The organism is Aliivibrio fischeri ATCC 7744 = JCM 18803 = DSM 507 (assembly GCF_023983475.1).
Lineage (GTDB): Bacteria > Pseudomonadota > Gammaproteobacteria > Enterobacterales > Vibrionaceae > Aliivibrio > Aliivibrio fischeri.
In genome coordinates this window covers 1,212,769-1,237,544 of record NZ_CP092713.1, presented here as the reverse complement: position 1 = coordinate 1,237,544, position 24,776 = coordinate 1,212,769, and the positions used below count along the sequence as shown (strand labels likewise).

Sequence of the window (24,776 nt, the reverse complement as noted above, 5' to 3'; positions counted from 1 at the left end):
ATATTCAATTATTAAGTTAAGTTTCTTTCTTGTGCGCGAAGTTTTAATATTTTTTGTTGCTGGAAAAGAGCCGCTTTGATCAATAAGTCTTGATCGATATCACGGAGCAATTCATAAGCCATTTCGATGTTAAAACCGTTGTCAGTTTCAGTGCACTGCGTCACCGTAGCGTAACAATAAATAGCTGAAGGCGGATGTTCTAAAAACAACTTAACTTTGGCTTTTTGACCAATAGTTAATGCAGAGTCTGTTTGGTAAGTAAACTTACTTGCGCCAAAGCTTAACGTTTTATGACGATAATCTGCGTCATCTTGTTGAATTAATAAGTAAGAAAGAAGTAGGTTAAGTTTTTGATTTTGATTGTTTAAATAGTTAGCTAGACGCTTTCCATCATCTTGTTTTAAAAAAGATAATTCGCTTTCAGACACATCGTCTAAGGCGCTGCACTCTTGCGCAACACGAAATGGAGCGGGGATTTCTCGCTCAAACGTTTCCATGTTTGGTAGTGAAGTATCAACAGCAAGTGGCTCTACATTGATAGTTAAATCATAGTGAACCGAAAAATATTCATCGTGCGACATAAGCGTCCCTCTATTTATTATTCATTAATTATGGCGAAGTCACTGAGTATCAGCAAGTGTTTAATCTTTTTGAATGAGAGGAAGAAGTGTAAAAAAGGAATAAATACCAGTATTTTACGTGATAGACTATAGGATTATAGCTTGTATATGCGCGATTGAGAGAATTTATGTTTCATCCAGTATCAGTATTTATAGGATTACGATATTTAAGAGGTCGTTCTGGCGATAGATTTAGTCGCTTTATCTCTTATATGTCCACAGCCGGTATCACCATAGGCGTGCTTTCTTTGGTGACAGTATTGTCTGTGATGAATGGCTTTGAAGGTCAATTAAAAGACCGTATTTTGGGGGTGTTACCTCAAGCGGTTATCTCTAGTACCGATAATCAAATTACACCATTAGATAATGAGCGTGACTATGTAGCAAGTTTGCCTCATGTGACCCAAGTTACGCCTGTTGTACGTGGTGAAGCCATCATTCAAAGTGCTCGTGGGTTAAGCGCGGGAATGCTGGTTGGTATTGATCCGAATGAATACGATCCTATTGCTTATGAATTAATTTCAGGAAATGTTCGTCAACTTGCAACCGGTGAATACGGTATTTTCTTAGGGTCGAAATTAGCACGAGAATTAAGCGTTCGATATGGTGATACGGTTCGTATTATGGTGACCAATGCGAGTCAATATACACCGTTAGGGCGTATTCCTAGCCAACGCAATTTTAAAGTTGTTGGGGTATTTAATACTGGTTCTGATGTTGATGGTCAGTTAATGGTTGCTAATATTCAAGATACCGCTCGTTTAATGAAGCTGAAAAAAGGCAATATAACGGGTTGGCGTTTGTTTTTTGAAGACCCATTTCAAGTGACCGAATTAGCGAAAATGCCATTAGAACACGATATGACATGGAGCGATTGGCGTGATCAACGTGGTGAATTATTCCAAGCGGTAAAAATGGAAAAAAACATGATGGGATTGATGCTAGGGTTAATCGTCGCTATCGCGGCCTTTAATATTATCTCAGCACTGATTATGGTCGTGATGGAGAAACAAGCGGAAGTCGCTATTTTAAAAACTCAAGGCATGACGAGTAATCAGGTGTTGGCTATCTTTATGGTTCAAGGCGCAAGCAGTGGTGTTATTGGAGCGATTGTTGGCGGTACCTTAGGGGCTCTTTTTGCCAGCAATATTAACGTGATTCTCTCTACTTTAGGTTTGTCATTATTTACCGTAGGTGGCTCATTACCAGCAGAGGTTGAACCATTACAGGTCTGTGTAGTCATTATCCTAGCAATTTTATTAAGTTTATTAGCGACCGTATTCCCATCTTATCGAGCAGCAGTCGTACAACCAGCAGAGGCATTAAGATATGAGTAATCCATTATTAGTTTGTCAGGGTATCCGTAAGGTTTATCAAGAAGGCACAATGGAAACTGAAGTGCTTAAAGGCGTGGACTTCCAAATTAATGAAAGTGAGTTAGTGGCGATTGTTGGGTCATCAGGCTCTGGTAAAAGTACATTGTTGCATATATTAGGAGCTCTGGATGAGCCAACGGCAGGTACTGTACATTTCCAAGAGAATGAACTGACTAAGTTGAGTGCAAATAAGCAGGCAAAAATTCGTAATCAGCATATTGGCTTTGTGTATCAATTTCATCATCTATTGGCTGATTTCAGTGCGTTAGAAAATGTAGCAATGCCATTGTTAATCGGTGGTGTAAATAAGAAAGAAGCAACGAAGCGTGCCACTGAATTACTGGAAAAAGTAGGGTTAGCGCACCGTATTGAACACCGCCCGTCAGAACTTTCAGGTGGTGAGCGTCAACGTGTTGCGATTGCTAGAGCCTTGGTGAATAAACCGGCTTTAGTATTAGCGGATGAACCAACAGGTAACTTAGATCACAAAACGGCATTAGATATTTATAATTTAATGCGCGAGCTTAACCAAGAATCAGGCACGGCGTTTTTAGTTGTCACTCACGATAATGAATTAGCCGCAAAATTGGATAAGCAACTAAGTATGCAAGATGGTCGCTTTATCACAGAAACGGTACGTTCAAGTTTAGCTCAAGAGATGGAGGCGTAATGTTTTCACCGCTTTCTCTTTTTATCGGTAGTCGTTTTGCACGGGCGAAGCAACGAAACAAAATGGTGTCGTTCATTTCTATCTCGTCTACTTTAGGTATTGCGATTGGCGTAGCTGTAATTATCATTGGTTTATCTGCCATGAATGGCTTTGAGCGTGAGTTGCAAAATCGTGTCTTGTCAGTTATTCCACACGCAGAGCTTGAGGGCGTAAAAAAACCGGTGACTGATTGGCAATCTATGATGATCCAAGCTAAAAAACACCCAAAAGTCACAGGCGCGGCACCTTATGTTCGTTTTACCGCTTTATTAGAAAGAGGCAGTAAATTAAAAGCGGTGGAAGTTAGAGGTGTTGAACCTTTACTTGAAAATTCTGTATCTAAATTACCTGAGTATATTGATAAAGCCGCTTGGAATGCGTTTGAGGCCAATAAACAAAGCGTGATTTTAGGTAAAGGCGTGGCGGATACACTTAATGTGAAAGTTGGGGATTGGATAACAGCGATGATCCCTGATGAGAATGCAGATAGGCAATTGCGTTCTCCAAAACGCCAGCGTTTACAGGTGGTGGGTTTACTTTCTCTTGGGGGACAAGTTGATCATGGCTTAGCTATTGTTCCTCTTAAGGATGCACAGCAATACATTAATTTAGGTGACAGTGTCACTGGTGTATCATTACAAGTAGGCAGTGTACTTAATGCTCAAGATATTGTACGTGAAGTGGGTGGTACATTAAGTGAATACGTGTATTTACGCAGTTGGATTCAAAAATACGGTTATCTGTATCGTGATATTCAATTAGTACGCTCCATTATGTATTTAGTCATGGTGCTCGTTATTGGGGTGGCGTGTTTTAATATTGTATCTACTCTCATGATGGCGGTAAAAGATCGCGCTGGAGATATCGCGATTCTTCGTACCATGGGGGCTAACGATGGCCTGATTAAACGGATATTTGTTTGCCAAGGGATTTTCTCTGGCGTAACAGGGAGTATCGCAGGTTCTGTTTTAGGATCGGTAGTGGCATTGAATTTGACTCCAATGATTAAAGCGCTTGAATCTCTTATTGGTCATCAGTTTTTATCTGGGGATATTTATTTTGTTGATTTTCTGCCGTCGCAATTGGTGTGGAGTGACGTGGCGATTGTCACATGTACTGCGATTTTATTAAGCAGTATTGCCACTTGGTATCCAGCTCGTAGAGCGAGTCGATTGCAACCAGCTGCAGTATTAAGCTCAAAATAAAATATAAGTTTTTAGTAAGATAAAGCCCTTAGATATATTCTGAGGGCTTTTTTTATGTGATTGTCTCGTCCTGAAATGTGTTTACACATTTAGGACTTTTATATGACAAATCAAGAAAAAACAAAGAATAAGCGAACTCAACGCGATTATTCATTAGGCTTTAAATTGCAGCTTGTTGCCGCTATAGAAAAAGGCGATATGACCTATAAGCAAGCTCAAAACATTTATGGCATTCAAGGTCGATCTACCGTACTTACTTGGTTAAGAAAACACGGTAAGATGGACTGGTCTCAATCACCTAAGATTATTATGCCTAAATCCCCGAAAGCGAAAGAATCGCCTGCACAAAAAATTAAACGTTTAGAGCGAGAGCTTGATGATGAAAGAATGCGTAATTTATTACTTAATGAAGTAGTGAATATCATGGACGCAGAACATGGTGCAGGCCTTAGAAAAAAGTATATTGCCAAGGAGCAAGAAGTCTTCAAAAGCAGAAAATGATCAGCTTAGAGCGAGCTAGTCAGCTACTTGGCATTACAAGACAATGTATATACCAACAAGAACGTAGAGCTCTGAAACGTGCCGTTGAACTTTCACCGGTTAAAAATATGGTGCAAGAAATTCGTCGATATATGCCTCGTATTGGAGGTAAAAAATTATATTTTTTACTTAAGCCCAAATTCATCACTCATGGCATAAAGTTAGGCAGAGATAACTTTTTTTCCTATTTAAGAAATGAGTGCTTATTAGTAAAACCTAAACGAAGTTATACAAAAACTACCTATAGTAAGCATTGGATGAAAAAACATCCTAATTTACTTAAAGAAGTAACACCTCAAGCATCTGAAGAGGTTTTTGTTAGTGATATCACTTACGTTCAATCACAAAAAGGTATTCATTATTTATCTTTAGTAACAGATGCTTATAGTCGAAAGATAATGGGATATGAATTAAGTGATGAAATGAAAGCTACTGATGTAGTCAAAGCTCTTGATATGGCGATAGATAGCCGTCAATATCAAAGGAGTACGATTCATCATTCAGACCGAGGATTACAGTATTGTTCAAAGGTTTATCAGGAAAAATTGAATAAAAATGATATTAAGCCATCAATGACGGATGGTTATGATTGCTATCAAAATGCATTAGCAGAGCGAATAAATGGGATACTTAAACAAGAGTTTCTTTTGTATGACTGTAAAGATTTAGAGGAGTTAAGGCATTTAGTTGAAGAATCTATTTTTATTTATAATGAAATGCGGCCACATTTAAGCTTGGGAATGAGTACACCAAATCAAGTACACAAAAAAGCCAAGTGCGTACGCACTTAGCTTTCAATTAAAAATCGTCAACGTATTTTAGGACGAGACAGATTTAAAAATTCCTAACTATACTTATAGGATATTAAAACTAGGTATATAAGCAATAAGGAAAGGCATTATAGAATTTAGTTAATTCATATTGATAGAGGTTAGATATGGATATACATGATAATAATCGTATTTCAATGTATGTTATTGGAAATGATATTCCAATTAATTGTCAGGACCTTGATTTTATATATGTTAATAATTTAGATGAATTAACATTAGACTCCCCAGCAATAATAATTTTAGCTTTAGAACCTAAAAAACAGAATCAAGCATTACTCTCTTTACATCAAGATTTCCCACTCTGGAATAGCCAAGTCTATGTTTTACAAGAGAGTACATTGACTGAATACCTATCTGATGGCATTTTTGATCCCTTCAAAATTACAGATCAATGGAAACAGCATCAAAGTAAATTATCTTTAATTGAAGAAGAACCAACAGACAAACTACTGGCATGGTTATGGCTTGGGTTGGATCGACGTTTATTGCCTTTATGCCAAAGTGAGAAAAGAGAACTATATTATTATCCTTTATTACATTGTTATTTTGGTGAGGATTATGAGCCTTATCATTATTTTCAATTAGAGGAAAAAAGAGGGTATTTAGAAAAGCTTAATACCGTAGATAAAATAAGATTATGTTCATCTTGTCATAGCGGACATTTAAATTACATCGAGACTTGCCCCGATTGTAAGAGTACAAACATCGAGGAGATATTATCACTGCATTGTTTCACTTGTGGTCATGTGGGTAAAGAACAACGTTTTGTTAAACAAGATAAACTTCAGTGCCCAAATTGTTTTACTAAGTTACGTCATATTGGTGTTGATTATGATAGACCGTTGGAGCGCTATCAATGTCGAGATTGTCAGTTATCATTTTCCGAATCGGTAGTGAGAGTTCGATGTCTTTCTTGTTTCCATATGAATGAAACCAGTGAGTTAATAGCAAGGCCAATTAATCAATTTAAAGTGGGTGAGCAGGTTAAAGGTCTTATGATGTATGGTCGTCGACCGATAGAGCAAGCGCTCTCACTTAACGGTTTAATTGACCAAAATTCATTTCATAATTTGTTGGTATGGATAAATAAGTTAGCAATAAGACATGAACAGCACCATTTATTATTAGGGGTTCAATTATCCGGAATTGATAGCTACTCAAAAGAGTTTGGTGAGATAAAGCGGATACAGTTAATCGATGAAATATCATCTCATTTTAATGGGTTGCTAAGAGATACAGACATTTGTTGTCAATACAATTCAGAGTTGATGTTACTTCTTATGCCAATGACACCAAGAAGCTCACATAAAATTATTGAAGATAAAGTCGCCAATATTGCCAGTGATATTGAGTCTGAACTGGTGACTCTTCATTTGTACATTTGGGAATTGCCTGATCCTTCATTGAGTCATAGTGCTTCAGTATGGTTAGCTGATTTGCTTAAGGATATATGATGGCTGAATTTCAATATATTCTTTATTTAATAACCGGTACGTTGACGACATATTGGGAGTTAATGCTAACTTTTTTGCCTATATTATTGCTTGTTGAAGTCCCGCTTTTATTGCTCATTTTTATTGGTATTTTGCATTGGTCATGGGGAGCGAATGAAGTCAGGAAACATGAACATCCATCAATCAGTTTTATTGTTACCTGTTATGCAGAAGGTAAAGAGATAGAAAAAACCATTGCTACTTTGGTTGAGCAAATCTACCCAAACCACATTGAAATCTTAGTTGTGATTGATGGTGCTAAAGAGAATAAAGAGACATATAGAACAGCTATATCTTTGATTAAAAAATACAAAAATATACCAAATAAAACCATCAAAATTCTTCCTAAATGGCAGCGTGGTGGACGTGTATCGACTCTTAATGCTGGGCTATCAGAAGCAAAACATGAATTGGTTATCAATGTGGATGGAGATACCTCTTTTGATAACAACATGGCTCTTAAAATGGCGCGAACATTTGCAAACCCTAATGTTATTGCTTGTGGAGGTGCGTTAAGGGTAAGAAATCGAGAGAGCAGTTTTTGGACAAAAATGCAGTCACTCGAATATATGATGTCGATGCAGAGCAGTAAAACAGGAATGGCAACATGGGGCTTATTGAATAATATTTCTGGGGCATTTGGTGGTTTTAGGCGTTCAGTATTGAAACAGGTCGGTGGCTGGAATACACATACAGCAGAAGATCTTGATTTAACGATTCGTTTAAAACAATACAAAAAACGATACCCAGGAACTCGGCTTAACTTTTCTCCTAGAGCGATTGGACATACTGATGTACCAGATACATTTAAAGGTTTAATGAGTCAAAGATTACGTTGGGATGGTGATCTTCTGTTTGTGTATTTACGAAAACATAAACATGGGTTACGCCCAAAATTGTATGGATGGGGAAGTTTTGGTTACACCTTAGTTTATGGTGTTTTACAAGCGGTATTATTACCGGTATTAATGACACTGTTTAATTTTTATATATTTATATTTTATCCAACAACAGTGGTTCTCGCAGTCCTAAGCTGTTTATACGTCATTTATTTGGTATTCATTGCCATGACCTTTCTTATCTATCTCAGCTTGATTTCCGAACGGATCCAAGAAGACCGTGAAATGCTTTTATGGCTATTGATATATCCATTCTATGCTTTGTTTATGCGGTTTGTTACTGCATTTGCCATGATAAATGAAATTGTTAGACGAAGTCATGAGGAATCTAGCATGGCTCCATGGTGGGTACTTAAACGTGGTAAGAGGTTTTAACTATTATGGATGTTAAATTTCATTTAGAAAAAAAGAATAAACCAACCTCAGACAACGGCATGAAAGTGCTGTATGGAATGGAAAAACGTGGGGCGTATCGTTTTAGATGGTATTTGATACTAGCAATTATTCTTAGTCCTATATTTTTTATGATTTATACCTTTGCAAAACAACATTTATTTACCGTAGCTCCTGGAATAATCACCACAGGGCCTGTGATCATCACAGCATCCCAAAATGGTTCAGTAAAGTTAATTGATGTGAAAGACAGTGAATTTGTTCTGGAAGATCAATTGCTAATGGAATTAGATGCGCCCATTTTAGAGCAAGAAATTGAATTTATAGGAAATGAATTAGAGCAATTATACCAAGAGCAAACGCAAAAAATTACAGAAGATTTTGGTCCGTATATTAGTGCTATTGGAGCTGCAAAGCTTAATTTAAAAAAGATAACGAAAATCAAAGTCAATTATGATCAATACGCAAAAGAGGGGAAAGTATCTCAAGTGGATTATGCCGCAATTGTTGGTATTTATAACACCGCACAAAATAATCTTACCAATGCTTATATCGCATTAAATCAAGCTGAAATCGCACAAAAGCAACGCTTACTAGCTGGAGGTGTTGCTCAAGTTACTCGTGAATTAAACCAAGCATTAACAACGAAAAAAAATCAACTTGATGCATTGTCAATTAGAGCTCCGTATATGGGATTGGTGATTGATATTAATGCCTTGAAAGGACAACAAATTAGCATTGGGGATCCACTGGTCACTGTATCACCAGATGTTGCTCCTTATGTTATTAGTTATTTAGACCCTAAGCACATTGAAAAAGCAAAATTAGGTGCATTAGTAACGGTTAAACTTCCTAATGGTAAAAAAGTAGAGGCGAGAGTGTCATCTGCCATAGGTTTAACCTCAAAACTTCCTATTCAGTTAGCAAAACCTTTTGAAGGAGCTAAAGCTTTACTCAAGGTTAAAATTACGTTTTTAGGTGGTTTATTAGAAAAAGAGTGGGTAGAAGGCATGCCTGTAGAGGTGTATTTTTAGTATTTTCCTTAAGTTTAATTAATGAACAACGTTAGTTTTTACCTATCAATACAATAACTAAAACTGATTAGTAATAAAGAGAAGTTGTTCTTATTATACAGAGATACTTTGCTGTGTATCGGATAGAAAAATAATGACAATTTCGGACAACAATACCATCGTAATTTTTGGCGCTTCGGGCGATCTTACTTATCGAAAGTTGATCCCGGCTTTATATCATTTGTATGCCAGTAATCAACTTCCTTCTACGTTTTCCATTTTAGGTGTAAGCCGAACTCAATATGATGACGAGTCATATAGAGAAAAAATGAAACAATCATTAAGAGAGTTAGAGAAAACGGATCCTGAAATTTTAGATGCGTTTTGTCATCACTTGCACTACCAAGCACTGAACACATCAGACGTTGATGAATATTCAAAATTGGTGTGTAAATTAGACCAACTTGCTGATAAATATCAATTAGAACAACAAAATACACTTTTTTACTTAGCAACACCCCCAAGTCTTTATGGGGTGATCCCATCGTGTTTAGCCGCTCATGGATTAAATGATGAATCTAATGGCTGGAAACGTTTAATCATCGAAAAACCATTTGGTTATGATTTGGCATCAGCGCTAGAACTTGGTAAACAAATTCATCAATATTTTGAAGAGCATCAGATATATCGTATTGACCATTATCTTGGTAAAGAAACCGTTCAAAACTTATTAGTACTGCGTTTTTCAAATGTGATGTTTGAACCTCTGTGGAATCGTAATTTTATTGATTATGTCGAGATCACAGGCTCTGAGTTTCTTGGAGTAGAAGAGCGTGGTGGTTACTATGATGGTTCTGGTGCAATGCGTGATATGTTCCAAAATCATTTGCTACAAGTATTAGCAATGGTTGGAATGGAATCGCCTTCAGCAATTAATGCGGATTCAATGCGTGATGAGATTGCTAAAGTACTACAAAGTCTTCAACCACTGACAGAGCAAGATCTACGTAATAACCTTGTATTAGGTCAATATACTGAATCTGAAGTAAGAGGACAGTTTTTACCAAGTTATCGTGATGAACATGGTGTTGCTGATGATTCTCGTACTGAAACGTATGTTGGCTTAAAAATGTTTATCAATAACTGGCGATGGAATGGTGTGCCATTTTATGTCCGTACTGGTAAACGCCTTCCAACTCGAGTGACAGAAGTTGTTGTCCATTTTAAAAAGACGCCACATCCAGCGTTTGCAGAAAATGCTCCTGAAAATAAATTAGTGATCCGCATTCAACCTGACGAAGGTATTCAAATGCGTTTCGGCTTGAAAGAGCCAGGTTCAGGCTTTAATGTGAAAGATGTATCAATGGACTTCCATTATCAATCACTGGCAGAAACACAAATGCTGACAGCCTATGAACGTTTGCTATTAGATGCGTTAAATGGTGATGCTACGTTATTTGCACGAAGTGATGCGGTAAATGCATGTTGGAAATTTGTTCAACCGATACTCGATTTTAAACAAGATCCACAAGCCTTATTTGGCTATGCATGTGGCACTTGGGGACCAAAAGAAGCCGATCAATTATTGGAACGTGATAATAGAAAATGGCGTTTTCCTTGTAAGAACTTAACAGATACGGATTACTGTGAATTATGATTAACCATAAAATATTTGAAACACCACAAGATGTAGTGACAACGCTAGCTGATGAGCTAAAGCAATTAGGTGAGCAAGGAAAAGCTGTTCACATTTCATTATCGGGTGGTAGCACACCAAAGATGCTTTTTTCACTTTTAGCATCAGAGGCTTATGCTAAAAATATTCAATGGAATAATCTTCATTTTTGGTGGGGGGATGAGCGTTGTGTTGCTCCTACTGATCCTGAGAGTAATTATGGAGAAGCAAATGAATTATTGTTCTCTCGTATCGATATTCCATTAGAAAATATTCACCGTATTGAAGGCGAAAATGAACCTTCAGAAGAAGTGAATCGCTTCTCTAATGAGATGAGAGAATTGATTCCGTTAGAAAATGGGATCCCAGTTTTTGATTGGATTTTATTAGGCGTAGGAGCAGATGGTCATACGGCATCATTATTTCCTAATAAGACAGATTATAACGATACAAACTTAGCCGTTATTGCGACTCACCCAGAGTCAGGACAACAAAGAGTATCGAAGACAGCAAGAGTATTAGAAGCAGCTAAACGTATTAGCTATCTAGTGTTAGGTAGTGGTAAAGCTGAAATTGTTCAAGAAATTCATACTAAACCAGCAAATGAGTTGCCATACCCGGCAGCAAAAATTCACTCAGCATTGGGTGAAACTGAATGGTTTTTAGATATAGATGCAGCGGCTCGCATTATTAATAAATAGAAGTTCGAGCATAACGCAAATTTTTGGAGTAAAGATATGAAAGGCGATATTGGCGTAATTGGTCTTGCAGTAATGGGCCAGAACCTAATTCTAAATATGAACGATCACGGTTATAAAGTGGTTGCACATAACCGAACTGCTGAAAAAGTAGATGACTTCTTACAAGGTCCGGCAAAAGGGACAAATATTGTTGGTGCATATTCGCTTCAAGAGTTAGTCGACAAATTAGAATCACCGCGCAAAATTATGCTAATGGTACGAGCTGGCGATGTGGTTGATTCATTTATCGATAAGTTGGTTCCTTTATTAGATAAAGGCGACATTATCATTGATGGTGGTAATACAAATTTCCCAGATACTAACCGCCGTGTTGCTGCACTAAAAGAGAAAGGTATCCACTTTATCGGTTCTGGTGTTTCTGGTGGTGAAGAAGGCGCTCGTTTTGGTCCTTCGATTATGCCTGGCGGTTCACCAGAAGCATGGCCATTTGTTAAACCAATCTTCCAAGCAATCTCAGCAAAAACTGAAAATGATGAGCCTTGTTGTGATTGGGTTGGTAACGATGGCGCTGGTCACTTTGTAAAAATGGTTCATAACGGCATTGAATATGGTGATATGCAGCTCATCACAGAGGCATACCAGTTCATGAAAGATGGTCTTGGTATGACACACGATGAAATGCAATCTGTTTTTATTGAGTGGAATAAAACCGAACTAAATAGCTACTTAGTAGAAATTACTTCGGATATATTAGGTTATAAAGATACAGACGGTGAACCATTAGTAGAGAAAATCCTCGATACTGCCGGCCAAAAAGGCACAGGTAAGTGGACAGGTATTAATGCATTAGATATGGGTATCCCATTAACGCTAATTACTGAATCTGTATTTGCACGCTGTTTATCATCATTAAAAGATCAACGTGTAGAAGCTGAAGAGTTATTTGGTAAGAAAGAATCAATTGTTGAAGGTGATAAACAAGTTTGGATAGAAGCATTACGCCAAGCACTTTTAGCATCGAAAATCATCTCATATGCACAAGGCTTTATGTTGATGCGTGAAGCGTCAAACGAAAACGGTTGGGATCTAAATTACGGTAACGTAGCATTGATGTGGCGTGGTGGTTGTATCATCCGTTCTGCATTCCTAAGTAATATTCGTGATGCATATGATATCGATTCTGAACTTTCCTTTTTAGGTTCAGATAGCTACTTCAAAGGTATTCTAGAAAATAGTATGTCCGCATGGAGAAAAGTAGCAGCAAAATCAATGGAAGTAGGTATTCCAATGCCATCAATGACATCAGCATTGACTTTCCTTGATGGTTATACAACAGCTCGTCTTCCTGCAAACTTGTTGCAAGCACAACGTGATTATTTTGGTGCTCATACTTATGAACGTGTAGATAAACCAAAAGGCGAGTTTTTCCATACGAATTGGACTGGTAAGGGCGGTGATGTATCGTCGACAACGTATAATTCGTAGCTGTTATCTTTCATCAATAAAATAAAAAAGCCCCTAACTTGTATGAGTTAGGGGCTTTTTATATTGAATTAATTTAACAGATTTTTTTACGACGGTATTTTTTTAAACAGTAACCACTGATAAAGCTACATACTGCAATCGCCAGTGTGATGACTGGTGCTGCCATTAGTGCCATGGTGATGTATTTCGACAGTTTTTCCGGTAAAAATGATAATGAATAACCGAAACCAGTTAGTAATAAAATCCAAATAATAGCGCTCATCCAAGCAAAATAATGGAAGCGAGCAGCTTGTTGCATTCGTAGTCCCATCATTAACGGTAGAAGAGGGCGAACAACAGGAATAAAACGAGCTACAAAAAGAGCAATTAGCCCATGTTTAGTCAACAAAGAGTCAACTGTCTGTAATCTGTGTGGTGGAACTGCATTAATCCATTTCTGAATTGTTGGAAACTTATGCAACCAACGACCTTGTATAAAAGCTAATTGACTACCAATTGCCGCGGCCATGATAAGACCAGCAACAATTACAGGGTAGCTAATTACATTAGCAGCAGCTAGAGAACCTGCAAGAATAACAACACTATCACAAGGTAGTGGTGCTGCTGGAATAAAAGCACTTTCTAACCAAATAAATAGAATCAAACAAAAGTAGATCATCGTCATACTTGCTGGGTTTTGTAGAATTGTGAAATCTTGTTGCCATAAAGCCGTTAGAATCGAAATAAATGAATCAAACATCGCCATTCTCCAGACGAAAATTAAGCCGAAACTTGTTGTGACAGATAGGTCGAGAGTAAGTTAACTGATTGATAAAGTCACTAAAAATTTTTACTGTCATAAAAAGTTCATATGTTATTTTTAGTAAAAAAAAGATCGAATTTAATGTATTCGATCTTTTTGTTACATTACTTATCCAATAAAACTAATATAAGCTTGTAAGATAATTAAGTTCGTAATATCAATGAAGAATGCACCTACAATTGGAACTACCATGAAAGCTTGAGGTGAAGGCCCAAAGCGAGATACTAAAGAACCCATGTTCATTACCGCTGTTGGTGTAGCTCCAAGTCCAAACCCACAATGTCCGCCAACCATGACTGCAGCATCATAATTTGAACCCATGACTCTAAAAGTAATGAAATAAGAGAACAGGGCTAAAACAATCGTTTGAATCGTTAAGATAATTAAAAATGGAATCGCAAGATCAAAGATGTTCCACAGTTTTAAACTCATTAACGCCATTGCTAAAAACAGCGACAGTGAAACGGTTCCAAGGATATCAACGGTTTCATTATCTATCTTTTTAACTTTCGTTACTTCACAAATATTAGTAATGAAAACGCCAATAAATAACGCATAAACAAAATCTGGGATCTTAAGCCAAGCAATATCGAAGCTGTTTACAAAATTACTTAAGTGCTTAGAACCAGTAACACAGATAAGTAGAATGAATAAGATTTCAATGACCTTTTTAGCGGTCACTTTGTCTTCTTCACGTTCGTTATAAGTAATTAGCTCAGGAAAACGGTCGTGTGTATTTGTACCTGCGCCATATTCAGATTCTAACTTATGCTTTTGAATAAGTCGCTGCGCGATAGGGCTACCAATTAAACCACCCATAATTAGCCCAAACGTTGCCGATGCCATCGCAAGTTCAAGTGTGTTTAATTGATAAGCGTCAGCAAAGGTTTGTGACCAAGCTGCACCCGTACCGTGTCCGCCAGATAAGGTAATAGAACCTGCGATTAAACCTAGCAATGGATCTAACCCCATTGCTGAGGCAAGGCCAACACCAACGGCATTTTGTATGATGATATAAAACGAAGCGACAGCTAAAAATAGGAAAACTTTAGTGCCACCTTTAAGCAATTGAGTGTAATTTGCTGCAAGACCAACGGTACTAAAAAACATTAGCATGAAGGTATTTTGAAGAGGCAGAGAAAACTCAAGGCTAATTCCTTGGAAGTGCAAAGCCGTAATCGCAAAAGCAACAATTAATCCACCGACAATAGGTTCAGGGATATTATATTTTTTGAATAGGTCAATTTTTGAGTTGATGAAATGACCCAGAAAAAGCACAGCGATAGCTATTAGAAATGATTCTAATGCGCCGATTGATAGTGAGTTTGTCATAATAGCTCGAAATAAATATATCAAACCAAGAGGTGTGACGGGAAAGATCGAGATTATGCCAAGTTATTGATAATGTCACTATAAACATTCACTGTCATAAAAAGTTCATAATTCAAGTGGATGAATAATGAACGATTTATGACAAAGAAAAATAGCCTTAGATTCTATCTGGGCGGTTTGGTTTGTATGGTTTGTATAAACACAATGACATGACAATACCAAAGCAAATACCTTGGGTTATCATTGCTGTACCACCATAACTGAAAAATGGAAGTGGACTACCCATTACAGGAAGTAAACCACTTACCATGCCCATATTAATGAAAGCATATAAGAAGAAGCTTAATGCAAAGGTACTACTCACCAAACGAGTAAAGGTACTTTCGCTTTGATAAGCTAACCAAATTACGCGTCCAGTGATGAATAAATACAGTGATAACAGTAGAGCACAGCCGAAAAATCCCCATTCTTCTGCATAAGTAGAAAAAATGAAGTCAGTGTGACTTTCAGGAATAAACCCCAGATGTCCTTGTGTCGCATTCATCCAACCTTTACCACGTAGCCCGCCAGAGCCAATAGCAATTAAAGATTGAATAATTTGGTAGCCTGCACCAAGCGGATCCGACTCAGGGTCAAGAAACTGAGTAACACGCTTTTTCTGATACGCTTCCATAACGAATATCCATAAAAGCGGGACGGCAGTCGCTACGGTTGCTAGAAAAGAACCTATGATTTTCCAACTCATACCGGCGAAATACAGGACAAAGAGAGCGTATATAACAGTAAAAATGGCACCATCAAGATCGGGTTGAATAAAAATTAAACCAGCAGGCACAGCAGTAACGAGCAAACAAATCCCTATTTTTTTTAAATCAGGACGTGTTGCTTCTGCTGCTAGTATCCAGGCAACCATGAGAGGAATTGCAACTTTAACTAATTCGGAAGGTTGAAATCGGATTGGTCCTATTACCAGCCAACGTTGTGAGCCGTTAGTACTATCTCCAGCAATAATTACACCAATGAGAAGAACAACAGCTAGCCCATATAGAAAAGGTGCTGAGCGTTGATAATGCATAGGGGATATGCCTGACATTACGACAATACAACCAATGGCGATCATTGCTCGTACTAAGTGACGCTCTAACATAGGTTCACTAAAACCACTTGCGCTCCAAACGGTTAAAGAGCCAAGCACAATTAATACTAAAATTGCAGCAAGTAAAGCGTAGTCTATTCGTGGTTTGTAGTCATACATAATGTTAATTCATCAGACAAAGTGAAAAGGCACTGTGTTTGCGGTGTTGATAAGGAGGACTAAATTAACCTCTTTATAAATAAATGCAATATATTAATGCAGTAATGAAAGGGATAACCCAACATTTCTCTTTATGGTGGGTTATTTTATGCAGTTAGAAGACAAAAATAGGTAAAGCATTATCGGTTAGAAATCTTCAGGGCACGAGAATTCAACCGTCTCATTGGTTGTCGGGTGTTTGAATTTTAAATATCCAGCATGTAAATGCAGCCTATCTGCTTTAAAACCATACAAATCATCACCCACAATAGGGGTATTTAATCCCGCTTGATGAGCGCAATGAACACGCAATTGATGCGTTCGCCCCGTATGTGGGTAAAGATGCACTTTGGTTCGTTTGCCTTCTTGAGCTATGAGTTGGTAGTGTGTTTTTGCTTTACGGCCACTTTTATGGCTGACCATTTGGCGAGGACGATCTTCCATATCACCTGTTAATGGTAAATTAATCGTCCCATTATCGGTTTCAATATTACCTTCAAGTAATGCGGTATAACGCTTTTCAACCGTACGTTCGATAAATTGTTTTTGAACCTGTTTATTCGATTCAGCAGTTAATGTAAGAACCAATAAACCAGAGGTCGACATATCTAAACGATGAACAATCAATGGTCCTGTTGCGTTAGGGTAACGAGCTTGAATACGAGCATGAACAGAATCTGAAATGTATTTTCCAGATACGGATAAAAACTCGGCGGGCTTATTGACGACAACAAGCACATCGTCTTCATATACGATCTCTAATTCTTTATCATAAGACGGAGTTTGCTCTAATGGGCTGTCGTCTGTGCTTATTCCTTCAAGCATGTGCTCTAGAATTTCAAAGCATTTACTTTGGCATACCGGATAAAGGTTTTTATGTTGGCGAATTTGATCATAAGGAGACGCTCCCCACCAAAATTCTCCTAAGGCTAAAGGCGTATAACCCAATGTAAACGCAGCTTGTAAAAGTTTAGGGCAGTTTTGTTCACTGGAATTGGCAATAGACTCTTGTTTCAGTTGGTCTGAATCACTGTGCTTAAATAAGTCAAACAGGCTTTTAGTTACGCCATTAGAATTAAGAAATTGCGTTGCTTTTAGTGCATCAATATGAAGTTGTTGTACTAAATTATCATACGCTAATTTCGCTTGTGAAATGCGATACTCATTTTCGTTGTATTGAGTAGAGAGCGTCAAAAGCGTGTTTTGCCAATCTTGCTTTAATTGTTTAAATGCTCTTTTTTCTCGACTACTTTGGTTTCCTAGCTCAGAGATAAGAGCACTTAAATCATCAGGAGTTAGAGGTGATAGGGGTTTTGACTCTGCCTCTGCACGTTGTCGCTTACGTTGCTTTTTAGCGTCAGCCATAGCCTGTTGAAACTGGGTGATTTCATGTTCAGCTTGCTGTTGATTAACGGACAGCTTTTCTTTTAGGTCAATAAACGCTGGGTCATTTTTTAATTGATGAATATGACTTTTTAGATGTTGTAACTCTGTTCTTTGCTGAGAACAAAGAGAATCGTGATTCGTTTTATCAAAAATAGCATCAACAAAAAAATTAGGAGTGTGCTCTAATTCTGGTCGTTTATCTGCATCTTGAGTGGCAAAAGAAGCAAGATAACCAATCTCGTCATGTTGGTTTTTAACTACCAATACACCAAACATTTTTCCGTTAGCAGTAAAGTCGTGTTGCCACTCACTTTGAGTATCTAAATAGAGTTGCAGATCATCCATTGCTAATCTTGCTAATGGGTGAGGTGAATAATAATACGGGAACGTAAAATGTTGAGGCAGAGCAATACCATCAATATTATCGGATAAACGAATAAATTTGTGGGCTAATGTATTGTTACACATGACATTAAAATTCCGCTTCGACATTAAATTCCATCGATTCTTTAGTGATAGGATGAATTAACGACAAATAACCTGCATGTAAATGTAAGCGATTTGCTTTTTTTCCATATAAACCATCACCTGTAATTGGCATATTTAAACCAAGATAATGAGCACAATGTACTCTAAGTTGATGAGTTCGACCTGTTTTAGGATAAAGATAAACTTTGGTTTTATTCTCTTTACGCTCAATCACTTGGTAGGTGGTTTCTGCAGGTTTACCATGCTCAAAACACACCAGTTGGCGAGGACGATCATATAAATCACCACGCATAGGCAAAGTAATCAGCCCTTCATCTTGTTCTAAAATTCCATCAAGCAGAGCTGTGTAGCGCTTTTCTACCGTACGATTAATAAATTGTTGTTGTAAGCGTTTGTGCGCTTTTGGGGTCAGGCCTAAAACCAGTAATCCAGATGTTGCCATATCTAAGCGATGAATGATTAACCCACCTGTCGCATCAGGGTAACGCTGTTGTATACGTGCATAAACCGAATCTTGGATGTTTTTACCTGGAACAGATAAAAAATCGGCTGGTTTATTTACTACAACCATAAATTCATCTTCATAGACGATTTCAAGATCTTTCCCTTCTGCTGGGTTAATAAGCAATGGGTTATCGTCCATTTCTATTCCATCAAGCATATGGCCTAAAATTGGCTGGCATTTACTCTGACATGATGCATAGAATTTTTTATGTTGGCGGATTTCAGATTTTGGAGCAATGCCCCACCAAAACTCCGCCAGTGCAAGTGGTGTGAAACTATGTGCAAAGGCATATTGAAGTAATTTAGGTGCAGCACATTCGCCAGAACCGGCTGGTGGGATCTGGTTTGGTGTATCTTTGAAAATATCGTTAAGATCTTTCTCAATACCATGGGTATTTAAAAACTTGTATTGTTGAAACAGTTTCTTTTGTAATCCGTTAGATAAATTTTTTCGCTTGGTTTTTAATTCATTAAGTGCATCTTCTAATTCATTAAGTTGGCATTGAAGGGCGCTTATTTTTTCATCCCACATGAATTTAATATCGCGTAAGGTATTTTTTTCTTTAACACTTTCTTTGCCAAGTGCCACTTTGAGTTGTTCTAATTCATCTGCGCTTTTTTGCGTACCATCTTGAGCTGTGATTTCAGCCGCAGCTCGTTGTGCTTTACGAGATTTTCGCCCTTCAATCATTACTTGGCGTTGAATTTCTATCTGTTGTAGTGACGCATTAGTTTCGGATTGGATAGAGGTCGTTAAGTGAGATAATTGTGGATTAGCTTCGAGCTGTTTAATTGTTGCATTGATCTCTGTGATTTCTGCAAGTTCAGTTTTGAAAAAACCGTCTTCTTCCAGCATATCAAATACAGGTGGTACAAAATGAGGGAGATGATTACTGTCAGCTACTTTGCCTGAGAATGCGGATAAATAGCCAATTTCACCCGTTGGTGCTTTCACTAATAATACGCCAAACATTTTACCAATCGCATTGCTTTTATCACCAGATAGGCCGAAATTATGATGCCATTCTTGTTGTGTTTCTAAGTGACGTTGTAACTCTTCTGCTGCAAGTTCACATAAAGGATGTGGTTCATAACAAAAAGGGAAAGTGAATTTTTCAGGAAGTGTATAACCGTCGATAGATTGAGTAAATGAAGTAAAACAAGGATTGGAGATAGGCATAATAGTTTTATATTTGAAAGCAAATGAATAGGGGGTAAAGAAGAGTGCGTGGTTCGATATTATATCAAACCACAGCAATACCAATGACCATTAATGGATGAATAGCGATTGATGGTCATTGACAAAAGCAAATGATTATTCAGCTGCTTTTACGCGGATTTTAAGTTTACCAAACTTTTTGCCATCTTCAGCGGCGATTGCTGCTAATGCTTCTTCTTCGTCAAGCATTTCAACAAAACCAAATCCTTTTGATTCACCTGTAATTTCGTCTAATACTATTTTGCAGTATTTAAATTCTCCGTGTTTTTTAAACATTTCACGTAGTTCAAATTCAGACATAGTACGAGGAAGATTGCGAACAAGTAATTTCATGATTAACCATATAATAGTGATTTAAGAGTACGTTATAGCAGAAATTCGGTTCTGGGTATATGCAAAATAGAAAATCCGAAACAGCGATTAAGCCATTTCGGATTTGATTTTAGCCCTCCACCCAGAGTGCTAAAATTCATAAAACTTAGAAATCGTAACGTAGACCAAATTGAATTTGATCATCTAAATCATCAATTTGTTCAAATTTGTATCCTGCATATGTGCGGAAACTTTTGTTTAGTTTGTAGATAGCTTCAATAGCAACGTTGTTTTCAGTGTCTTTGCTATCAACTTCTTGGTAGTTATAAACGCCTTGGAACACCCATTTATCCATTTTATAAGCGGCGGCGAGTTCGTAACCGGTAGCATCGATCTTGTCGATTTCACCTGTTGTGAATAAACCTGAAACCATGAACGCATCAAGTGTGTAGCGAAGGGCAAGGTTAATTTGGTCGGCATCTAGCCCTGCTTGTTCACCAGAGGTATAACCTAACCCCAAATCTAAGCCAATTGGTAGGGCATACATGCCAGATAGGCCAAAGCTATCACTTTTCTTGGTATTACTCGCAATGTAGTTTGCTTGCACGGTTAAAGCATCAAATTCACCAGAGTATACAAAGTTATTTTCACGTTTATCTTTGTTACCATCCGTTAAGTCTGCAGCATCACCACCAAATGTAGCTAAAATATCGGTGTAATCAGTAAGCATTACTTGTGCAGAATCTTGCTGTCCGTATGAGAAATTGCCAAAGGCAGTACTTAGACCAGCAAATAGATAACGGGTATTCACTAGATTGTTTTTCCCATCAGCAATTTCGACTTCATAAGTACCAAACGCACCTAAATCTTCATTGATCTTGGTTTTACCTTTTAAATTGATGCGTGCACGGCTCTTATCTTGAAACGAGCTCTCGGTTGCTGATTCATTATTATCAGAAATATTTGCTCGTGCTTCGGCTCTGCCACCAACTTTTAATTGAGTGTCATCTTGATCGTAAACCGTTGCTGCTAAAAGAGGAGTTGATACAAAAGATGAAACGATAGCCGTTGATAGTAGTAATTTTTTCATTAGATTCCATACCTTTAAATTAACCAAAACACCCCGTTTTGGCCTAGTTATTTGCTTGGGATCTAAGATAGAAAACTCATATTAAGGATTAATGTAAGTTTTATTTAATATTTATAAAACTAATGTGTCATCTGTGTGACAGAGTTGAGATGACACATTGGTAGGAGAAAGGATTATGAAGGGATACGTTTACTGATTTTCTTGATTCGTTCTTCATCAGATAATAGGTGACAGGTCGCGCATTTTTTCTTGCCGTCGATTTTATATTTTAAACAACAAGTTTCACGCTGAATGTACAAAATGGCTCGTTCTTTTTTTTCTGCTACATGAATATGCGCAAGATCTTTCCCTATATCAGGCATGATATTAGATAACCATTGCTGTGCGTTAGGGAGTATTTGTTTAGCAAGATCCGCAGAAAGTCCTTTTTCGGTTAAACGCATGAAGAAGACACTGACAGCTAGTGAAATACTTCCCCAAAATGGACGGTGTTTTAATCGTTCTTTTTCAAATAATACACTTAAACCACCTCCAATTTGCTGGATGAGGTGAGTAAAAGCGTCATCCAGTTGTTCATGGCTTGCTACTACCGTTGATTGTGAACTTGTTGCTAACGGATCATCATCTAAGCAAACAAAATGACAATTATTATTGATTTGTAAGGACTTTATTTTTTCTCCGTTAGGAGTGGAAATGAAAATATCATTAAATTGAATAACAGGAACTCGATTAAACTTTAAACGAAGCGCCACCAAACTGGTGAAGAATTGGTTGTTAAACGATTTTAGCCACATAGAGGCCGCAACATTATGATTAACTTCTGTTTTCTTTGAAAATAACTCAATAGCCTGAGTTAAGTTAGCGGATAACCAAGTATTAAGAGGCTGGTGCTTATCATCCAGTTTGTCTTGATTTATTGCTTTAAATTTAAAGTTATCGTCAGCATCATGCAGCCACGCCAATTGGTCTTTTAAAGAATGGCATGATTCTGATGATTTTGTGCTGCGCCAAAGTGGCTGTAGTTGAGCTGAAATATGCATAATATAAGCAAGTTCTTAATTGTTTTTATTGGTTTTAATTAGCCGGGTAGATTACACCTAAACTCGCATAACGAGAAGCACCTGTCACATCAGGTTCATTACTTGGCAAGTCATGAATTCTTTGATGAGCAAGCCATGCAAAGGCCATTGCTTCCATATTGTCACTATCTACATTGTAGTCGTTAGTGGTGGAAACTGCCCAATTAGGTAAATGATGTTGCAGACGCTCCATTAAAAACTGGTTATGAGCTCCGCCACCACAGACTAATAGCTTAGTGTCATTGCCAACTTGGAATCGGATCACTTGATCAACAATAGTTGTCACGGTGAATTCTAATAGTGTTGCTTGGACATCTTGTGGTTGATACGGTTTATTTTCGATGTATTGTGCAAACCAATCTAAATTAAATAGCTCTCGTCCAGTGCTTTTCGGGTATGGGCGTGCAAAATAATCGTGTGTTTTTAGTTGGTTGAGCAGTTCATCAATAATTTGACCAGAACGAGCCCATGCGCCATCTTTATCGTAACTTTCCCCTTTATGTTCAGTAATCCATGAGTCCATCAACATATTGCCAGGACCCGTGTCATAACCAATAACAGGAGAGTTTTTTTGTAAAATAGAGATATTAGAGATACCGCCAATATTTAGAATTACATTGGTGCTGTCTGGCTTTCCAAATAAGGTGTTATGAAAAGCAGGAACTAAAGGAGCACCTTGGCCTCCTAATGCCATGTCTTTTCTACGAAAATCGGCAACCGTATCAATCCCTGTTTTTGCAGCAATAATATTGCTATCACCAAGTTGCATAGTGAAAGGGTATTCTGCGTCAGGTGAGTGAAACACCGTTTGACCATGGCTGCCAATCGCTGTGATGTCAGAAGGGGCAATATGTAAAGTACTCAGTAAATGAAGAGTTGCATCGGCAAAAAGATGACCAAGACGATGATCTATTTCACCAACCACTTTTAAATTGGTTTGTTGTCCCGTGCATACAGCAAGTAAATCCGCTTTTAGTTGTGGATCCATAGGATAATCAGCATGACCAAGTAGATTGATTGTTGTACCGTTAGTCTCAACGATGACGGCATCCACACCATCCAAACTGGTTCCAGACATTAAACCAATGTATTTTTCCATGTATATACTCCATAACTACGGATTTATTAACGGTTTTATTGTGCCATAAAGTCATAAGATTATATCTATATTACTCACACTATTGACATAAAATTGCCATATATGAGATTTCAAAATGATAACGAGCATGATACTTTAAGCCTATAAAAATTAAGATGATTTGGAGAATGCTATGGGCCCATTATGGCTAGATGTTGAAGGATATGAGATTGATGCAGAAGAGCGTGAGTTACTTCAGCACCCAACCGTTGGGGGATTGATTTTATTTGCTCGAAATTATCATGATCCAAAACAGTTAGCGGCATTGACTGCATCCATTCGTAAAGCAGCAGGTCGACCAATTCTTATCGGTGTCGATCAAGAAGGTGGACGTGTTCAGCGCTTTAGAGATGAGTTTACGCTTATTCCACCAGCACAAGCCTATGCTGAAATGGATAACGGACTTGAACTGGCTAAAACGGCGGGTTGGTTATTATGTGCAGAGCTAGTCGCTCATGATATTGACCTTACTTTTGCCCCAGTTTTAGATAATGGATTTGATTGTAAAGCCATTGGTAATCGTGCTTTTGGCGATGACATTAATACGATTGTTAAGTACAGCACAGCATTCATGCAAGGTATGAAATCGGCAGGAACCTCAACAACGGGTAAACATTTCCCTGGTCATGGTGGTGTTATTGCTGATTCGCATCTAGAAACGCCTTACGATAACCGTAACAATATTTTTGAACTTGATATGGCAATCTTTAAAGCTCAAATTGAAGCGGGTATTTTAGATGCAATGATGCCTGCTCATGTTATTTATCCTGAATACGATTCATCACCAGCAAGTGGCTCATCTTATTGGTTAAAAGAAGTGCTTCGTAAGCAACTTAACTTCAATGGTTTAGTCTTTTCAGATGATCTAAGCATGGAAGGGGCAACCATTATGGGTGGTCCAGCAGAGCGCTCTCAACAAGCGTTAGATGCCGGCTGTGATATGCTCTTGATGTGTAATAACCGTAAATCAGCGGTAGAAGTATTGGATAATCTTACTATTCAGTCAGTAGCTAAAGCGGATGCATTATTAAAAACACAGCATTTTGATAGAAAAACATTGCTAGGTACAAGAGAGTGGAAAGAAGCGAGTGAGCTTATCACTCGTGCTTATGATGGTTGGAAATCATAGCCAAATATCGTTTTTGGATTAAATAAAAAAGCCCCGATGTTGATTTAACAGCGGGGCTTT

The 24,776-nt window shown here is 37.8% G+C and carries 21 protein-coding genes; 11 read left to right on the top strand and 10 right to left on the bottom strand.

Going from position 1 to position 24,776, the window contains the following annotated elements; all coding sequences use genetic code 11:
* Positions 1-11: 11 nt before the first annotated feature.
* Positions 12-581 carry a hypothetical protein gene (locus AVFI_RS19125; RefSeq protein WP_012535462.1) on the bottom strand — a complete coding sequence of 190 codons (570 nt, stop codon included), beginning with the start codon at positions 579-581 and terminating at the stop codon, positions 12-14.
* Between the two features lie 167 nt (positions 582-748).
* Between AVFI_RS19125 and lolC the strand changes: the two genes are divergently transcribed.
* The 10 genes from lolC (at position 749) to gnd (ending at position 12,942) form a co-directional block, all read left to right on the top strand.
* On the top strand, positions 749-1,957 hold the full coding sequence (lolC, locus tag AVFI_RS19120; protein ID WP_188863696.1) for a lipoprotein-releasing ABC transporter permease subunit LolC: 1,209 nt from the start codon (positions 749-751) through the stop codon (positions 1,955-1,957).
* Positions 1,950-2,666, top strand: coding sequence for a lipoprotein-releasing ABC transporter ATP-binding protein LolD (lolD, locus tag AVFI_RS19115; RefSeq protein WP_017018673.1), 717 nt, complete (start codon positions 1,950-1,952; stop codon positions 2,664-2,666). Before lolC ends, lolD begins: the two co-directional genes overlap by 8 nt.
* On the top strand, positions 2,666-3,910 hold the full coding sequence (lolE, locus tag AVFI_RS19110) for a lipoprotein-releasing ABC transporter permease subunit LolE (protein ID WP_054775838.1): 1,245 nt from the start codon (positions 2,666-2,668) through the stop codon (positions 3,908-3,910). Before lolD ends, lolE begins: the two co-directional genes overlap by 1 nt.
* Positions 3,911-4,012: 102 nt before the next feature.
* Positions 4,013-5,241 (top strand): IS3 family transposase gene (locus AVFI_RS19105; RefSeq protein WP_408580437.1). Its coding sequence is split into 2 segments (ribosomal slippage): positions 4,013-4,376 and positions 4,376-5,241, totalling 1,230 coding nucleotides; the frame shifts between segments, so codons are not numbered across the junction.
* 146 nt (positions 5,242-5,387) lie between these two features.
* Positions 5,388-6,737 carry a TackOD1 domain-containing metal-binding protein gene (locus AVFI_RS19100; RefSeq protein ID WP_054776202.1) on the top strand — a complete coding sequence of 450 codons (1,350 nt, stop codon included), beginning with the start codon at positions 5,388-5,390 and terminating at the stop codon, positions 6,735-6,737.
* On the top strand, positions 6,737-8,050 hold the full coding sequence (locus tag AVFI_RS19095) for a glycosyltransferase family 2 protein (protein WP_155658920.1): 1,314 nt from the start codon (positions 6,737-6,739) through the stop codon (positions 8,048-8,050). The genes AVFI_RS19100 and AVFI_RS19095 overlap by 1 nt, the downstream gene beginning before the upstream one ends.
* Positions 8,051-8,055: 5 nt before the next feature.
* Complete coding sequence (locus tag AVFI_RS19090; protein ID WP_188863890.1) at positions 8,056-9,102, top strand: HlyD family secretion protein; 1,047 nt, start codon at positions 8,056-8,058, stop codon at positions 9,100-9,102.
* 133 nt (positions 9,103-9,235) lie between these two features.
* Complete coding sequence (gene zwf / locus AVFI_RS19085; RefSeq protein WP_155680325.1) at positions 9,236-10,738, top strand: glucose-6-phosphate dehydrogenase; 1,503 nt, start codon at positions 9,236-9,238, stop codon at positions 10,736-10,738.
* Positions 10,735-11,457 carry a 6-phosphogluconolactonase gene (gene pgl / locus AVFI_RS19080; RefSeq protein WP_054776201.1) on the top strand — a complete coding sequence of 241 codons (723 nt, stop codon included), beginning with the start codon at positions 10,735-10,737 and terminating at the stop codon, positions 11,455-11,457. Before zwf ends, pgl begins: the two co-directional genes overlap by 4 nt.
* 36 nt (positions 11,458-11,493) lie before the next feature.
* Entirely contained in the window at positions 11,494-12,942 is a 1,449-nt protein-coding gene (gnd, locus tag AVFI_RS19075; protein ID WP_054776200.1) for a decarboxylating NADP(+)-dependent phosphogluconate dehydrogenase, read from the top strand.
* A gap of 73 nt (positions 12,943-13,015) precedes the next feature.
* Here the strand turns inward: gnd and AVFI_RS19070 are convergent, their stop codons facing one another.
* The 9 genes from AVFI_RS19070 to AVFI_RS19030 form a co-directional block, all read right to left on the bottom strand.
* Positions 13,016-13,681 (bottom strand): DedA family protein, encoded by a 666-nt coding sequence (locus AVFI_RS19070; protein WP_011263333.1) that lies wholly within the window; start codon positions 13,679-13,681, stop codon positions 13,016-13,018.
* 171 nt (positions 13,682-13,852) lie between these two features.
* The gene (gene gltS, locus AVFI_RS19065; protein WP_005422625.1) at positions 13,853-15,076 is read right to left on the bottom strand and encodes a sodium/glutamate symporter; all 1,224 of its coding nucleotides are present in this window, start codon (positions 15,074-15,076) and stop codon (positions 13,853-13,855) included.
* Between the two features lie 157 nt (positions 15,077-15,233).
* A complete protein-coding gene (gene rodA, locus AVFI_RS19060) occupies positions 15,234-16,331 on the bottom strand; it encodes a rod shape-determining protein RodA (RefSeq protein ID WP_065604593.1) in 1,098 nt (365 codons plus the stop codon).
* 186 nt (positions 16,332-16,517) lie between these two features.
* Positions 16,518-18,224 (bottom strand): RluA family pseudouridine synthase, encoded by a 1,707-nt coding sequence (locus AVFI_RS19055; RefSeq protein WP_188863893.1) that lies wholly within the window; start codon positions 18,222-18,224, stop codon positions 16,518-16,520.
* 4 nt (positions 18,225-18,228) lie between these two features.
* Entirely contained in the window at positions 18,229-19,929 is a 1,701-nt protein-coding gene (locus tag AVFI_RS19050) for an RluA family pseudouridine synthase (RefSeq protein ID WP_188863891.1), read from the bottom strand.
* A gap of 135 nt (positions 19,930-20,064) precedes the next feature.
* Entirely contained in the window at positions 20,065-20,301 is a 237-nt protein-coding gene (locus AVFI_RS19045) for an RNA recognition motif domain-containing protein (protein WP_005422642.1), read from the bottom strand.
* A 145-nt stretch (positions 20,302-20,446) separates the two neighbouring features.
* On the bottom strand, positions 20,447-21,370 hold the full coding sequence (locus AVFI_RS19040; RefSeq protein ID WP_005422643.1) for a porin: 924 nt from the start codon (positions 21,368-21,370) through the stop codon (positions 20,447-20,449).
* A gap of 173 nt (positions 21,371-21,543) precedes the next feature.
* Positions 21,544-22,410, bottom strand: coding sequence for a (2Fe-2S)-binding protein (locus AVFI_RS19035; protein ID WP_188863892.1), 867 nt, complete (start codon positions 22,408-22,410; stop codon positions 21,544-21,546).
* Positions 22,411-22,444: 34 nt separating this feature from the next.
* Positions 22,445-23,548: an anhydro-N-acetylmuramic acid kinase gene (locus AVFI_RS19030; RefSeq protein WP_054776199.1), complete on the bottom strand. Its 1,104-nt coding sequence runs from the start codon at positions 23,546-23,548 to the stop codon at positions 22,445-22,447.
* A gap of 172 nt (positions 23,549-23,720) precedes the next feature.
* On the opposite strand from AVFI_RS19030, the gene nagZ reads away from it, so the two are divergent.
* Positions 23,721-24,716: a beta-N-acetylhexosaminidase gene (gene nagZ / locus AVFI_RS19025; protein WP_069581264.1), complete on the top strand. Its 996-nt coding sequence runs from the start codon at positions 23,721-23,723 to the stop codon at positions 24,714-24,716.
* The last annotated feature ends 60 nt before the right edge of the window (positions 24,717-24,776 follow it).

Bases quoted from the DNA above. Each gene is read 5' to 3' on its own strand.
- gnd (WP_054776200.1), top strand. From the start codon at position 11,494: ATGAAAGGCGATATTGGCGTAATTGGTCTTGCAGTAATGGGCCAGAAC.
- AVFI_RS19045 (WP_005422642.1), bottom strand. From the start codon at position 20,301: ATGAAATTACTTGTTCGCAATCTTCCTCGTACTATGTCTGAATTTGAA.
- pgl (WP_054776201.1), top strand. From the start codon at position 10,735: ATGATTAACCATAAAATATTTGAAACACCACAAGATGTAGTGACAACG.
- AVFI_RS19035 (WP_188863892.1), bottom strand. From the start codon at position 22,410: ATGCATATTTCAGCTCAACTACAGCCACTTTGGCGCAGCACAAAATCA.
- gltS (WP_005422625.1), bottom strand. From the start codon at position 15,076: ATGACAAACTCACTATCAATCGGCGCATTAGAATCATTTCTAATAGCT.
- zwf (WP_155680325.1), top strand. From the start codon at position 9,236: ATGACAATTTCGGACAACAATACCATCGTAATTTTTGGCGCTTCGGGC.
- lolE (WP_054775838.1), top strand. From the start codon at position 2,666: ATGTTTTCACCGCTTTCTCTTTTTATCGGTAGTCGTTTTGCACGGGCG.
- AVFI_RS19050 (WP_188863891.1), bottom strand. From the start codon at position 19,929: ATGCCTATCTCCAATCCTTGTTTTACTTCATTTACTCAATCTATCGAC.
- AVFI_RS19125 (WP_012535462.1), bottom strand. From the start codon at position 581: ATGTCGCACGATGAATATTTTTCGGTTCACTATGATTTAACTATCAAT.
- lolD (WP_017018673.1), top strand. From the start codon at position 1,950: ATGAGTAATCCATTATTAGTTTGTCAGGGTATCCGTAAGGTTTATCAA.
- AVFI_RS19070 (WP_011263333.1), bottom strand. From the start codon at position 13,681: ATGTTTGATTCATTTATTTCGATTCTAACGGCTTTATGGCAACAAGAT.
- AVFI_RS19090 (WP_188863890.1), top strand. From the start codon at position 8,056: ATGGATGTTAAATTTCATTTAGAAAAAAAGAATAAACCAACCTCAGAC.
- AVFI_RS19100 (WP_054776202.1), top strand. From the start codon at position 5,388: ATGGATATACATGATAATAATCGTATTTCAATGTATGTTATTGGAAAT.
- lolC (WP_188863696.1), top strand. From the start codon at position 749: ATGTTTCATCCAGTATCAGTATTTATAGGATTACGATATTTAAGAGGT.
- AVFI_RS19095 (WP_155658920.1), top strand. From the start codon at position 6,737: ATGGCTGAATTTCAATATATTCTTTATTTAATAACCGGTACGTTGACG.
- rodA (WP_065604593.1), bottom strand. From the start codon at position 16,331: ATGTATGACTACAAACCACGAATAGACTACGCTTTACTTGCTGCAATT.
- AVFI_RS19040 (WP_005422643.1), bottom strand. From the start codon at position 21,370: ATGAAAAAATTACTACTATCAACGGCTATCGTTTCATCTTTTGTATCA.
- AVFI_RS19055 (WP_188863893.1), bottom strand. From the start codon at position 18,224: ATGTGTAACAATACATTAGCCCACAAATTTATTCGTTTATCCGATAAT.
- nagZ (WP_069581264.1), top strand. From the start codon at position 23,721: ATGGGCCCATTATGGCTAGATGTTGAAGGATATGAGATTGATGCAGAA.
- AVFI_RS19030 (WP_054776199.1), bottom strand. From the start codon at position 23,548: ATGGAAAAATACATTGGTTTAATGTCTGGAACCAGTTTGGATGGTGTG.